This window comes from Acinetobacter sp. RRD8, from assembly GCF_031844225.1.
Taxonomy (GTDB): Bacteria; Pseudomonadota; Gammaproteobacteria; order Pseudomonadales; family Moraxellaceae; genus Acinetobacter.
This window is the reverse complement of sequence record NZ_JAUZUU010000009.1, coordinates 14237-26759: the sequence shown is the minus strand read 5'-3', so window position 1 is coordinate 26759 and position 12523 is coordinate 14237. Positions and strand designations below refer to the sequence as shown.

The following is a 12523-nucleotide window of genomic DNA, read 5'->3' as shown; positions in this document are numbered from 1 at the left end:
TCAAATATTTTTAAACCACTTTCTGCTGTCTCGATTCAACATACTGATAGTGATAACCGCTACGAATAAAATGCTGATTTTTATCCCTAAATGAATGAGCATAATCCGGCCAGACCAAAGTCAGCTGGCGACTGACCGGGTCCAGATACCAGCTTTTACAGCTTTCCGATAACCAGACACTACCTTGCGAAAGCTGCTGTAGATCCTGCATATAGCTATTTTCAGCCTCTTGATCTGCTTCAAAGACCTGAATCTGTTCCTGCTCAAAAAACTGCAAGGCATCCAGTACCAGATCAAACTGGGTTTCCAGAAAATAAAGCGCTGAATTATGCCCACTGCCTGTATTTGGCCCATTCAGAATGAACAGGTTTGGAAAGTTATGTACGGTCGTTGACTGATAACCCTGCATACCGCTGGACCATTGCTGCTCCAGGCTTAAACCCTGTTTACCTACCACCTTTGCGGCATAGGGTGGACGCGCTGCTTCAAATCCGGTGGCAAATACGATGATATCTGAAAAAAATCTATTTCCAGCCTGACTTAATACACCGTCTTTCGTAACTTCTGCCAATGCTGAGTCTTCAAGTGTGACATGCGGTTTTAAAAAGGTTGGATAATAATCATTAGAAAGTAATAAGCGCTTACAACCAGGTTCATAATTCGGCGTGAGTTTGTGCTGTAATTCAGGATCTGAAATCTGATGTTTTAAGAATTGCAGGCAGTTTTTCTTGACCCGCTCAATCTGGCTTTTCAGATTACGGCGCTGGGCAAAATTGTATTCATTGCCCCAAAACAAGGAATGTCTTAAGGCTGACATACTGTCCGGATCTTTGCGGAAAAGCTGTTTTTCTGACTCAGAATAAGGTCGGTCTGGTCGGGGCAAAATATATGGTGCACTACGTTGCAAGACGGTCAGGCTTTTGGCCGTTTTGGCAATTTCCGGCACAAGCTGGACGGCAGAAGCACCAGAACCCACCACAACGACATGCTGGTTCTCCAAATTTATCTGATGATTCCAGCGTGCGGAATGCATCACCTGGCCTTCAAATTCTTCCAGCCCCGGAATTTGCGGGAGATGCTCATCAGCCAGATGTCCGGTTGCGGTAATTAAAATCTCAGCCTGATACAGACCTTTAGAGGTGTGAATTTCCCAGATGCGTTCTCGTGCATTCCAGCTGGCTTTTTCGAGCTGAGTATGAAAATCGATATGGGGCCGGATATTTTCCTGATCACAGCATTGAATTAAATAACGCTGAATTTCTGCTCCGTGTGGAAAGACCCGAGACCAGTCCGGATTTTTAATAAAAGAGAAAGAATATAAATGGGAAGGTACATCACAGGCGACCCCGGGATAGGTATTGTCACGCCAGGTTCCGCCCACTTCTGCTGCACGTTCAATGATTTTGAAATCCTGGATGCCCTGCTGTTTAAGGCGGATTGCAATGCCTAAACCACCAAAACCGCTGCCTACGATTAAAATCTTGCTGCGCTGTCCTTGAGCTTGCATTATTTATCTCCTTTAAGGCATATAAGGCTGAATTTTTTGATTCACCGGATATTGTTCTGGATGCTGGCTAAACTGGTTTACCAGTTGCACCACTTCTGCTGGCGCTTCGATATAGAGCGCATGTCCTGAAGAAATTTCGATATAACGACTGTTCGCAATTGAAGCAAACAGCAGTTTAGCTTGCGCTACAGGCACCATGCGGTCTTCACGGCAAGCCACAATCAACGTCTCTGCACGAATCTCAGGCAAGATCGATGTAATATCAATGCGATAATTCAGTTCACGCTGTTTGGCTGCATCTAGTGAAGGTTTAACAAAGCGTGCCAGATCCAACACCTGCTGTTCGCTTCGTGCAGACAGATAATCATCGCTATACAGGCAATAATTGACAAAATGAGGCAAGGCCGCAGATTGTTCAGCAAATAATTGCTGCCAAATGACAGTACGTAGTTGTTGCACCGAGCTGGTTTTGGCCCAACCGGCTAACAAGATCAAACGCGCTACGCGCTGTTTTAAACTGGCTGCCACTTGTGCAGCAATCACGGCACCGAGTGAATAGCCTACCACTGTAATGATTTCATCTTTTGCAACTGCATGCTGAATCAATGCTTCAACCTGTTGGCTAAAATCAGTCACCTTTAGATCAGCTTTATTCGGGGTATGCAAATCAATGGATAAAACCCGCTGATGAATACCCAGCATCGGAAAAATATAGCTGAAATGCTTGTCGGTATTTCCACCGGTGCCATGAATCAAAATAATAGTCGGAAATGGAGAGCGCTGTCCGACTTCATGAAAATTAAGCTGCAGATCAGCATAAGGACACTGTCGAGTAATCATGTCTAAATCCATATAGACTCCTGATCTTGTTGTTTTATGGTTTATTCAATATCCGAGAATAAATCTCAATATTTGAATTGGGTGAGGATGCAAAAATTATTAAAAAAGACCCACGACACGAGTATCGTGGGTCAAAAGGTTTAATCGAATTTGAACTCTTCAGGTTCAAGTAAAAACAGGCTTTCACCGCCCGCCTGAATATTGGCAAAGTGGGTTGAAGTTCTTGGCAAAATACGCGCAAAGAAGAATTGTGCAGTTTTGATCTTGGCTGCATAGAACGGATCAGTATTGCCTTCTTCAATTTTCTGCTGCGCAGTAATTGCCATTTTCAGCCACAAATAAGCGGACACGACATAACCAGAGAAATATAGGTAGTCAACTGATGCTGCCCCAATTTCATTGGCAGACTGTTGAGCCTGCTCCTGAATGGTTCTGGTTAATTTCAGCCATTGTTCAGTCAACTGGCTGACTTGTGCAACTTGCTGGCTGAACTGGACATGTTGCTGATGCTCTTTTACAAAGCCCTGAATTTCATCGGTTAATGCGGTCAGCAAACCCAATTTTGAGCCCAGCACTTTACGCGCCAGCAAGTCAATGGACTGAATTTCAGTAGTTCCTTCATAGAGGCTGGCAATACGTGCATCACGGGCAATCTGTTCCATGCCATGTTCAGCAATATAACCGTGACCACCGAAAATCTGCATACCATGTTTAGCCGCTTCTATGCCGGTTTCGGTCATTAATGCTTTGGCAATAGGGGTTAATAATGCTAGACGGTCTTCAGCTGCTTTCTTTTCTTCCGGGCTGTCAGTGGCTTCAGCGATATCGGCATAGGTCGCCAGATAATATGCAAGTGCACGTGAACCTTCTGCAAACACCTTTTGAGTCAGCAGCATGTTACGTACTGCCGGATGCACGATAATCGGATCTGCAGGTTGGCCTGGCGCTTTCGCACCTTCAAGTGAACGCATCGCCAGACGGTCTTGGGCATAAGCCAATGCCCCCTGGTAAGAAGACTCTGCTGCTGCCAAGCCTTGAATGGCTGTACCGATACGTGCCGAGTTCATAAAGGTAAACATGCAGTTCAGGCCGCGATTTTCAGGCCCAATCAGGAAACCTTTGGCATTATCAAAATTCAGCACACAGGTCGCGTTACCGTGAATGCCCATCTTGTGTTCAAGAGCGCTACATACCACGCCATTACGGGAAGCCACATTACCAGCTTCATCCAGATTGTATTTCGGCACAATAAACAGCGAAATACCTTTGGTTCCCGCAGGTGCATCTGGCAAACGTGCCAATACGATATGCACGATATTTTCCGCCAGATCATGTTCACCGGCTGAGATAAAGATTTTCTCCCCACTGATGCTATAGCTGCCGTCTTCATTTGGCACTGCTTTGGTACGGATTAAACCTAGGTCAGAACCGGCATGAGATTCAGTCAAGCACATGGTTCCAGTCCAGCGGCCTGCAATTAAAGGTACCAGAAACTTCTGTTTCTGTTCATCGCTACCATGATGCTCTAAAGTACGCATCGCACCATGGGACAGGCCTGGGTACATGCCCCAAGACCAGTTGGTTGCAGTGATAATTTCAGAAATGGCAATACGGTATAAAGTCGGAAAACCCTGACCGCCATATGCTTCGTCACCAGTTAATGAGGTAAAGCCGAGTTCTACATATTTGTCATAAGCTGCTTTAAACCCATCCGGGGTGGTTACGACGCCATCCTGCAAACGGCAACCCTGCTGGTCGCCTGTCGCATTAATCGGTAGAAGTTCGTTTTGGCAAAAGTCCGCAGCGACTTCCAGATATTGCTCCATAATATCCATAGAAACCTTGTCAGCGAATTTTGCATAGCCCTGATATTTCTGTTCAACGTTTAACAGGTCTTTCAGGACAAACTTCATGTCTTTTAATGGCGCAATATAATTTCTCATCGTAATTCCCTTGTATGAGTTCTAATTTGTATATTTATGACAATTAATTTCATAATACGAAATTATGTTTTAAATCCACTATAATATAATTTAAAGAATAAAATCTAGTCATTCAATGAAATTTCCCATTTAAAAATAAAAAATATACAGGATGAAAAAAGCCATTCATGGTGGAATGGCTTTTCTATTCAGCGACTTCACTAAAGTTGATTAACGTGGAAAAAATTGAGCTAAACGTTGCTGAACAATCTGCTCTGCCTCCTGCATGATATTTTCGATCAGCGCCTGACAAGTCGGAATGTCATGAATCAATCCCATCACTTGACCTGCAGTCAGTACACCAGCATCAATATCGCCATTTTCTAAAGCGAGCTTGCCTTTTAAACCGCTGACATAGGGACGAATCTGTTCAAATTGCAGGTTTGGATCTTCACTCATTTTAACCACTAGATCAGATACCGCATTTTTGGCAACACGGGCGGTATTCCTGAACTGTCGATATAGCAGATGCGTCGCCCTTTCATCATTATCGACATAGAACTGTTTGATGTTTGGATGGATCGGCGCTTCCTGAGTGGCACAAAAGCGTGTACCCATATTGATGCCTTCAGCACCTAAAGCCAAAGCTGCGACCAGACCACGGCCATCAGCAAAACCGCCACTGGCCACAATCGGCACAGTAAGCTGATCCGCAGCGGCAGGAATTAAAATCAGGCCAGGAATATCGTCTTCGCCCGGATGCCCCGCACATTCAAAACCATCAATCGAAATGATATCCGCACCGATTCTTTGTGCTGAAAGCGCATGACGGACGGAAGTACATTTATGAATGACAATAATGCCGTGTTGCTTAAACGCCTCAATATGTTCATGTGGCTTGTTGCCTGCTGTTTCTACGATCTTGATACTGCTTTCAATGATCGCCTGTCGGTATTCTGCATATGGCGGCGGATTCACAGCGGGCAATAAAGTCAGATTGACTGCAAAAGGCTGATCGGTCATTTCTCGGCAGCGTGCAATTTCCTTGACCAGGGCTTCAGGCGTCGGTTGAGTCAATGCCGTTAATGTTCCCAAACCACCAGCATTAGATACGGCACTGGCCATTTCTGCGGTACCGACCCACATCATGCCGCCCTGAATAATTGGATAACGAATGCCTAAAAGCTCGGTAATACGGGTCTGAATTTTCATAAATGCTCTCCTTAGCATCCGGTAAATTGTACAGGGCGTTTTTCGATAAAAGCCTGGACACCTTCTTTATAGTCCTGACTGCTCAGAGCCAGATATTGCAGGTTTTGTTCCAGCTCCAGTTGCTGGTCCATGTTATTTTCAGCACTGCGTTGCAAGGCCTGTTTGGTTAAAGCCAGCGCATAAGTCGGCTGTTGAGATAATCGCTGTGCAATGTCGTCGATATAAGCATCAAATTCTGTATCTGGAAGCATTTTCCAGATCATGCCCATTTCGGCGGCCTCTTTGGCATGCACCGGTTCGCCCAGAAAAGTGAGTGCCATGGCACGTGCATAACCGATTAAACGTGGCAACATCCAGGTGCCACCGGCATCAGGAATCAAGCCAATTTTAGAAAAAGCCTGAATAAATCGGGCACTTTCCTTGGCAATGACCAGATCACAGGCCAGTGCGATATTGGCACCTGCACCGGCAGCCACACCATTCACTGCTGCAATCACCGGTTTGGGACTCTGGCGGATCAGGTTAATCAAGGGATTATAGTATTTGGCCAGCGAGCCTTGCGGTGGCAAAGGCACATTGCCGAGCTGTCCAGCACGTTCTTTTAAATCCTGTCCTGCTGAAAACGCCCGGCCATTACCGCGAATCACAATCACCCGAATATCCGGATCTTTATTCCAGTTTTTCAGCACCTGCTGCACTTCCTCATGCATTTGCCGGTTAAAACTGTTGAGTGAATCCGGGCGGTTAAAGCTTAAGGTCGCGACGCCTTGCTGAACCTGAGTTTGAATCGTTTCCCACATCATCAATTTCCTTATTTTTCCGGTATCCCTACAATTAATAGCCTTTATTGACATCTACCTGATGGCATAAATCCAGCCCGAGATTTAAGCGTCGGTCATTTTCCAGAATCTGTTCCACTACCACAGACATGGGTGCATGTGAGGCGACATGTGGCGTAACTACGATCTTTTCATGCTGCCAGAATGGATGTTCAGCAGCTAATGGCTCCTGTTCAAATACGTCGATAATTGCACCACGTAACTGGCCGGAATCCAGTGCATTGAGTAGATCCTGCTCGATTAAATGCTGACCCCTTCCTACATGAATTAATGCTGCTTGTTCAGGCAACTGCTGAAATAATTCAGCAGAAAGAATGCCGGTATTTTCTTCAGTGAGTGGCAGCAGATTAATCAGGATCTGACTTTGGGCCAAAAACTCGGAAATTTGTTCTGATCCGACATAGCTTTTGACCTGAGCAATCTCTTTTGGGGAATTGGACCACCCAGACACCTGATAGCCCATGTCGGCAAAACGTTCTGCCACATAACCGCCCATATGGCCAAGGCCCATAATCCCGATCTGGATATGATAGCTATAACTTTGGCGATACTGCTTCCATAGCTGCTGCTTTTGCTGCTGGATCATGCGGTCAAAATAACGCTGGAAATACAGTACGCCCCACAGCAGATAATCAAACATGCCTTTTTGATGATGTGGATCCAGTACCCGGCAAACGGCTTGATCTGGGCGTACAGCATTTAAGTTTAAATGTTCTACCCCAGCAGCAATTGAATGAATCAGACCAAGTTCTGGAAGTTGCCGGAGTTTTTCCAGATCTGGAAACCACGAAGCTGCTGTGGTCGCCAGTTCTGCTTCCGGGCTGTCCAATGTACAAAAACTGCCCTTAGGGGCATATTTCTGAAAAGACTTCACCAGAATTGCTTCAATATTCGGCACCGTACTGGATATCACAATCATGATGCATACTCCGTATATTGATGCTCAATCAAAGACAAAGCGGCCTGCCAGGCACGCTGTAAAATCGGTTCAACTAAAGGACTGGCGAACTGCTTGGCGGTTTTAATTCGGACTTCTTCTGCTGGATAATGCAATTCAGCACCACCGCTTAAGGCCTTCACCTGTGCCTGACAGGCACGCTCCAGAAAATAGATTTCATGAAAGGCCCGTGCAATCGTTTCGCCAGCCGTTAAAAGTCCGTGATTGCGCAAAATCATGGCGCGATGCCTGCCCAGGTCCTGAATCAGTCGCTCCTGCTCATCTGTTGATAGTGCCACGCCTTCATATTCGTGATAGGCCACATGCTGATAAAACTTCATGGCGTGCTGGGAAATGGGAAGAAGTCCGTGTTTCTGTGCAGAAACTGCTATGCCATCTGCGGTATGCGTATGAATAACACAGTTCAGATGAGCATGTGCTTCATGAATTGCGGAGTGGATGACGAAGCCAGCCATATTCACCGGCTTGTCCTGTTCATAGCTTTCTACGACCTGCCCTTCATGATTAATCTTGACCAGCGTTGAAGCACACATTTTTTCAAAAGCGACACCATACTGATTAATCAGAAAACAGTCAGGCTGATCGGGAACTCTTAAACTGATGTGAGTATCAATCAGGTCCGTCATCCGGTAATGCGCGATAATGCGATAAAGCGCTGCGAGTTCACAACGTGCCTGCCATTCAGCATCTGTGACGAGATTTTTTATTGTCATCGTTCCATCCTGGAAAAATATAGCATTTCGATCACTATCTGTTATATCATAATTTCAGAAAAACAGAATATTATTTCATAAAGCGAAATAAATCATTACAAGGAGTTGATATGCCAACCTCACAACTAAACGGACTTCAATATCTCACCGCAATTAAAAATGGGGAAATTCCCAGTTCAGCCATGAGTGAAATTATTCCCATGCGCCTGACTTTAGTTCGCGAAAACTATGTGGAATATGAGGTGCGTCCTGATCAGCGCCATTACAATTTACAGGGTGGAATTCATGGCGGCTTTTGTGCAACGGTTCTAGATAGTGCGACTGGCGCTGCCGTGCACACGACAGTAGATGCAGGTGTGAGTTTCTCGACCATTGACCTGAATGTAAAAATGCTGAAAGCGATGAAAAGCGGCGAAACCTATACAGCTATTGGTGAAGTTATCCGGATCGGACGCAATGTATTGACATCAGAAGGCAGAATTATCGATAAAGAAGGTAAAGTTTATGCCTTTGGTTCAGCGACTTTATTGGTTACCAACAGAACTTGACCATCAATAATAAAGATCCTTGAAACCTGTACCAATGTCAGTCAATTAATAAGTTGGCTGACATTTCCTTTTTTAAACTTATGAGGTTGTTTGATACGCGAGAACTTCATCCGCAACTGTCTGAGGCAGGACTACTTTGTAAAATAATAGTTTCTGCGATATATCTGATTATTTATGGTTGTGGACGAGTTTTGCAGTTTAGAGCATTGCTCCGCAAGATGGTTTTCTTGCGAAGCTTCGCCTCTCATTTTGCCGAAACAAAAGTAGCGTAGAGAATTTGAGTTTGATTTAAAAAGAGCTCTAATACTCACCAAATCTTTGCTGTATTTTTTATTTAAATATAAAAATCCCAATAAAAAATGCCATGCATATCATAGATACATGACATTTAGGCGATCACTAAAACTGTTATGCAGCTTCAGGGTTTTCAATCACCATCGCCAAGCCTTGACCCAGACCGATACACAGACTAATCACGGCATATTTTTTACCGGTACGCTGTAACTGACGTGCAACGGTTAAAGCCAAACGCGCACCCGAACAGCCCAGTGGATGACCAATGGCAATCGCACCACCATTTGGATTGACACGCGGATCATCCAAAGCGACATCCAGACCTTTCAGGCAAGATAATACCTGACTGGCAAAGGCTTCATTAATCTCGATGACATCCATATCATCTAGCGTCAAACCAGCACGTTGTACTGCCTTTTTAATCGCTTCAATTGGGCCTGCACCCATGATGCGTGGCTCAATGCCAGCGGCTGCAGAAGACAGGATACGAGCCAAAGGTTTTAAGCCATACTGTTCCTGAACTTTTTCACTGCCGATAATCAGTGCTGCAGCGCCGTCATTGATTCCTGATGCATTACCCGCTGTTACTACACCACCGTCAAATAGCGGTTTTAACTTGGATAAAGCTTCAAATGTCGAAGATGCACGTGGATGCTCATCCTCAGTAATTTGTTTAGGCGGCAATTTGCGTCCTTGAGAAACTTCAATCGGGGTAATTTCACCTTCAAAGAAACCTGCCTCTTTCGCTGCCTGATATTTTGCCTGTGATGCAGCGGCAAAGGTGTCAGCCTGTTCACGGCTAATACCGAACTCTTCAGCCACATTATCACCTGTTTCAGGCATACTGTGCGCGCCAAACTGATCCGTAAATTTACGGTTCGGGAAACGGGTACCAATTGTGGTGTCATAAATTTTGGCATCACGTGAATACGCGCTTTCTGCTTTGCCCATCACAAAAGGTGCGCGGGTCATGCTTTCTACGCCACCGGCAATGTACAACTCGCCTTCACCTGCAGTAATGGCACGTGCCGAATCAATCACAGCACCGAGACCTGATGCACATAAACGGTTTACCGTCTGACCTGGAACTGTTACCGGCATACCCGCTAACAACGCTGCAAAACGTGCCACATTACGGCTGTCTTCACCGGCCTGATTGGTGCTACCAAAGATTACATCTTCTACATCTGCTGCCGGGATACCGGTTTTTTCCAGCAGGTTTTTAATGACTGTAGCTGCCAGATCATCTGGACGTACGCTTGCCAGACTTCCTGCATGGCGACCGATTGGTGAACGTAAACCATCATAAATATATGCATTTAACATGAGTGTTATTCCTTTCACTTTCTAATTAATGTGTTGTATGAACAAGTGGTAGACCAAGCTGAACACGGCGACGCAACCAAGGACTTGAACGGTAACGCTGGTCACGGGTAATCGCAGTCATACGATCCAGAATTTTTAGAATTTTTTCAGCTCCCAGCACATCCCCCCATTCAATTGGACCATATGGATAGCCAAGGCCTAATTTCACCGCGATGTTGATATCTTCCACCGTTGCAACGCCTTGCTGGGCAATATCACAGCCGAGATTCACAATCATTGCCAAAGCACGTTGAGCCACAAAGCCGACGCTTTCCTGAATTACACTGGCGGTCACACCATCCAGATTGAAAATCGATTGGGCTGCTTTTACCAGCTCAGGTTGGGTGACAAAAGTTGGCATCAAGGTACGGTGTTTATGCAGACCATATAGCAGATCGATACACACCACTTGCTGAGGTGCCAGCTGATAACGGACAGCGGCTGAAGTTGCATCTTCACCATAAGTGGCAATCAGGATTAAAGCCTCTGCTGAAGGTGTCTCAGTTTGCTCAATCTGGATATTGAACTGCTGCAGATATTGCTCAAGTGCCTGACGGTCTTCGTCATATTCGGTGCCTAGCCAGACTGATGGATATTGACTTAACTTTTCAACCAATGCTGGAGCAACATCACCTTCTTTGCTACCCGAAGTGTAATCATAGAAACCTTTACCGGTTTTACGACCTAACTGCTTGGCAATAAAACGCTGACGGGTAATCACGCTTGGACGGTAACGTGCTTCTTCATAATACTGATGATAAATCGATTCACTCACCGGGTGCGAGACATCCATACCGGTCAGATCACCTAATTCAAACGGCCCCATTTTGAAACCGATTCCGTCACGGTAGATCCTGTCAATATCATAAAATGGTGTGACATTTTCATTCAAAATTGCATAGGCTTCGCTACCAAAGGCACGGCCGGCATGGTTAATGATAAATCCTGGAGTATCTTTTGCTTTGACCGGACGATGCCCCATTTTAATCGAGAGCTGGGTTAATGCTTCAATAATGTCAGCACGGGTATTAAAGCCTTCAATCACTTCGACCACTTTCATGAGTGGTACCGGATTAAAGAAGTGATAACCGGCCACACGTTCTGGCTGCTCACAGTTGGCAGCGATTGCACTGATCGACAATGAAGAGGTATTGGATGCCAGAATCGCTTCTGGTTTTATCATTCCTTCCAGTTGCTGCATCAGTTTTTGCTTGATTTCCAGATTTTCAATAATCGCTTCAACAATCAAGTCACAATCTTTCAGGTCTTCTAGCTGCTGCGCAGTCGACAGATGAGCAATATCTTCAGCGGCTTTTTCATGGCTGAATTTACCTTTATCTGCTAAGGTATTTAATGTTTTGGCCAGTTTATCCTGTGCCTGTTCGGCTGCCCCTTCTTTGGCATCAAACAGTACCACATCATGACCAGACTGAATCGCGATCTGGGCAATACCTGCACCCATCGTGCCTACACCAATAATGCCGATTTTCTGAATCTGAATACTCATGCTTATCGTCCCTGATAATTCGGTTTACGTTTTTCAATAAAGGCCTGCATGCCTTCTTTTTGATCTTCGGATGAGAACAGCATCTGGAAAGACTTACGTTCCAGGGTAAGTCCGGCATTAAGCGGCACATCTTCAGCCAGTAAAGCCACTTCCTTGATTTGTTCAAGCGCAATTGGCGGCATTTTTGCCAGACCTTCAGCCATCTTGATTGCTGTTGCAAGGGTTTCGCTGTCTTCCGTTACTTGAGACACTAGGCCAATCTGATAAGCTTCCGGCGCTGGTATCAGACAACCCGTCATGATGATACGCATCGCATGGAATTTACCCACGGCACGGAATAATCGCTGGGTACCACCGGCACCCGGCATGACACCCACTTTCACTTCAGGCTGACCAAACTGGGCGCTTTTCCCGGCAATAATAATATCTGCATGCATCGCCAGTTCACAGCCACCACCAAGTGCATAACCGTTTACAGCTGCAATCACCGGTTTTGAACACTGTGCAATCGCCTGCCAGTAACGTTCAGTCCGGCGCTGCATCATTTGAATGGTTTCTGCATTGGCCAGTTCTTTAAGATCGGCACCTGCTGCGAAATCTGTTTCACCACCGGTAAGAATAATGGCACGTACATTTTCATCGTCATTCAGTTGCAAAAATGCCGCCGCAAGTTTCTGGCGAACTTCTGTATTCAGGGCATTTTTCGCTTCTGGTCGATGAATTTTAACCATCGCTACATGTGCTGAAACTTGTTCTACTTGAACGACCTGTTCCATTAAAATCTCCATTTATTTTGTATAGCGAAATTTTATTTTATA

The 12523-nt window shown here is 45.4% G+C and carries 11 protein-coding genes; 1 reads left to right on the top strand and 10 read right to left on the bottom strand.

What is annotated here, in order from left to right; translation table 11 throughout:
- Positions 1–10: 10 nt before the first annotated feature.
- From Q9R24_RS10025 to Q9R24_RS09995, 7 genes are all read right to left on the bottom strand, one after another.
- On the bottom strand, positions 11–1507 hold the full coding sequence (locus Q9R24_RS10025) for an NAD(P)/FAD-dependent oxidoreductase (protein WP_311204363.1): 1497 nt from the start codon (positions 1505–1507) through the stop codon (positions 11–13).
- Between the two features lie 12 nt (positions 1508–1519).
- A complete protein-coding gene (locus Q9R24_RS10020) occupies positions 1520–2359 on the bottom strand; it encodes an alpha/beta hydrolase (protein ID WP_311204364.1) in 840 nt (279 codons plus the stop codon).
- A 128-nt stretch (positions 2360–2487) separates the two neighbouring features.
- On the bottom strand, positions 2488–4290 hold the full coding sequence (locus Q9R24_RS10015; RefSeq protein ID WP_004280299.1) for an acyl-CoA dehydrogenase C-terminal domain-containing protein: 1803 nt from the start codon (positions 4288–4290) through the stop codon (positions 2488–2490).
- A 210-nt stretch (positions 4291–4500) separates the two neighbouring features.
- A complete protein-coding gene (locus tag Q9R24_RS10010) occupies positions 4501–5481 on the bottom strand; it encodes a nitronate monooxygenase family protein (protein WP_311204365.1) in 981 nt (326 codons plus the stop codon).
- 11 nt (positions 5482–5492) lie between these two features.
- A complete protein-coding gene (locus Q9R24_RS10005; RefSeq protein WP_213687714.1) occupies positions 5493–6281 on the bottom strand; it encodes an enoyl-CoA hydratase-related protein in 789 nt (262 codons plus the stop codon).
- A gap of 34 nt (positions 6282–6315) precedes the next feature.
- Complete coding sequence (locus Q9R24_RS10000) at positions 6316–7239, bottom strand: glyoxylate/hydroxypyruvate reductase A (protein WP_180038864.1); 924 nt, start codon at positions 7237–7239, stop codon at positions 6316–6318.
- Positions 7236–7991, bottom strand: a complete 756-nt coding sequence (locus tag Q9R24_RS09995) for a class II aldolase/adducin family protein (RefSeq protein ID WP_311204366.1) — start codon at positions 7989–7991, stop codon at positions 7236–7238. Before Q9R24_RS09995 ends, Q9R24_RS10000 begins: the two co-directional genes overlap by 4 nt.
- 110 nt (positions 7992–8101) lie before the next feature.
- On the opposite strand from Q9R24_RS09995, the gene Q9R24_RS09990 reads away from it, so the two are divergent.
- On the top strand, positions 8102–8539 hold the full coding sequence (locus tag Q9R24_RS09990) for a PaaI family thioesterase (protein WP_311204367.1): 438 nt from the start codon (positions 8102–8104) through the stop codon (positions 8537–8539).
- Positions 8540–8947: 408 nt separating this feature from the next.
- Here the strand turns inward: Q9R24_RS09990 and Q9R24_RS09985 are convergent, their stop codons facing one another.
- Genes Q9R24_RS09985 through Q9R24_RS09975 form a run of 3 tightly spaced genes read right to left on the bottom strand, consistent with a single transcriptional unit; the run spans position 8948 to position 12481 of the window.
- The gene (locus Q9R24_RS09985) at positions 8948–10159 is read right to left on the bottom strand and encodes a 3-oxoadipyl-CoA thiolase (RefSeq protein WP_311204368.1); all 1212 of its coding nucleotides are present in this window, start codon (positions 10157–10159) and stop codon (positions 8948–8950) included.
- Between the two features lie 25 nt (positions 10160–10184).
- Positions 10185–11705, bottom strand: coding sequence for a 3-hydroxyacyl-CoA dehydrogenase (locus Q9R24_RS09980; RefSeq protein WP_311204369.1), 1521 nt, complete (start codon positions 11703–11705; stop codon positions 10185–10187).
- A gap of 2 nt (positions 11706–11707) precedes the next feature.
- Positions 11708–12481 (bottom strand): enoyl-CoA hydratase, encoded by a 774-nt coding sequence (locus Q9R24_RS09975; protein ID WP_114541734.1) that lies wholly within the window; start codon positions 12479–12481, stop codon positions 11708–11710.
- Between the last annotated feature and the right edge of the window lie 42 nt (positions 12482–12523).